Source organism: Nocardioides zhouii, assembly GCF_004137345.1.
GTDB classification, from domain to species: domain Bacteria; phylum Actinomycetota; class Actinomycetes; order Propionibacteriales; family Nocardioidaceae; genus Nocardioides; species Nocardioides zhouii.
In genome coordinates, this window is the sequence record NZ_SDWV01000040.1 from 1 (window position 1) to 1,829 (window position 1,829).

The window sequence follows — 1,829 nt, forward strand, 5'->3', positions numbered from 1 at the left end:
GGACGGGCACGATGGACCATGAGGTGGAAGCCAGCGCTCAACGCGTTCGCGATCACCTTCGCCGACCGCTGGCCGGCGGCAGAGACCTACTAATGGAAACCGCCGGAAACACCGTTACTGAAACAGTCCCAGGCCGGGTAGATGTCCACTCCGAGGGGTGCTTCGAGGATCATTCGTGCTTTCTCGGGGTGGATGCGGTGGGTGCCGGTGTGGTCGACGAGGAAGCTGAGGCCGCGGGGGGTGAGCCAGACGTAGCGTCCTTCGCCGCACTGGCGCGATCGGTAGCCCGCGTGGGTTTTCCAGCGGTGGTGTCGTCGGCCGAGGGGGCCGGAGTTGTGGGAGCCGGTCTGTTCCGGCGTGGGTTCTCGGCCCTCGTCGCCGTGCCCGCTGTGCTTGTAGGGGGTGGGGTGGTCGAGGTCGACGGTGCGGCTGGTGGAGGTGGCGTAGGGCCAGTAGTCGCCGCCGGTGACGAGGTGGACCTGGTCGCGGAGTGACTCGGGGTGCTCGTAGGCGGTGTAGCGGACGCGGTCGGAGAGGTCCTTGACGGGCTGGATCTTGATGACTGAGCCGCGGAGGAGGTCGGCGAGGCGGGAGAGCGTGACGGGTCCGAACCCTTCGACCCGGGCCACCCCTTGCACGCCGCCGGTGTCGCTGTTGGTCTTGCCGAGGGCGGCTTCGTGGAGGTGGACGTGCAGCACGACCTTCGCCGCGAGCGGGCTGAGGTCGATCTCGCGGAGCGCGTCGAGGAGGTCGGCGGGGAACGCGATGGCTCGCGACTGGCCGGGTTCGGGGTCCGGCTCGTCGAGGTCCGGCTCGTCGAGGTCGAGGTCGAGGTCGAGGTCCGGCTCGGGTTCGGGCTCGGGAGTGAGGTGTTCCACGAGGAGTGCCAAGAGCTCGGCGGGACGGGCGAGCCACCCGAACGCGAGGGCGCGGAGCTCGTCGGGGCTGGTGTCGGGGTGGCGGGGCGCGATGATCTCGCCGACCCGGTGCACGATGGCGTCGACGGCGACCGCGTCGCCGGCCTCGAGTCGGGCGATGAGGGTGCGTAGTCCGTACTCATCGGTCCGGCCGAGGCCGATGTAGCGGCGCTGGCGCTCGACCTCGCACCGCTTGTCGTGCAGCTCGGGGTCGGCCTCGATGACCTTGGCCTCGGCGACCGTCAGGACCCGCCCCGCCGCCTCGGTGGCGATCATCCGGGAGACCGCGGAGTCCACGACGTCGACCGTGTCGACCGGCAGGTGGCGGGAGAGCCTGGCGACGCGCCGGGCGACCCACGCCTCGCACTCGCCGCGTCGGGTCACGGCCCAGGTCAGCGGCAACCGGTGCTGCAGGTCGAGGACGTCGGCGAGTGCGTGACGAGATGCCATCACTCCGGTGCCGCGGGCCAGCGCGATCTCGCCGAGGCAGAAGTCCTGCACTCCGGGCGTGCCGTCGCCGCCGACCTGGACCAGCACGTTGCCGAGGCGGCGTGCCGTGGCGCTGTCGGGACCTTGGGTCGGGTCGTTGGAGTGGATGGCCGCCCATTGGGCGAGCACCTCGAGGTCGTCGACCTCTGCGAGTCGACGTGCCTGCACGGCCTCGGACGACCGGGCCAGGAGGCCGGCCTTATCGAGGTCTGACAGGTCATCGAACATGCGTTCGAGCCTACCGACCCCCACCGACACCCGGAAGGCCTGTGGACGCTACGTGGGCCACGACTTTTCGCCGTTCGCGAGCGCCATCGTCATCGAGCCGGTGCTGCCCCCGTGTGGGTCTAGGTGTGATGCCCAGCCAGGTTGTCCAACCTGGTGATGGGTGCCTGCTTCCCGATTGCTGAGTGGGGCCGGTGG

At 70.1% G+C, this 1,829-nt stretch carries 1 protein-coding gene; it reads right to left on the reverse strand.

The window, feature by feature from the left end; translation table 11 throughout:
• Nucleotides 1-89 precede the first annotated feature (89 nt).
• Complete coding sequence (locus tag EUA94_RS22320) at nucleotides 90-1,634, reverse strand: hypothetical protein (RefSeq protein ID WP_165357105.1); 1,545 nt, start codon at nucleotides 1,632-1,634, stop codon at nucleotides 90-92.
• Between the last annotated feature and the right edge of the window lie 195 nt (nucleotides 1,635-1,829).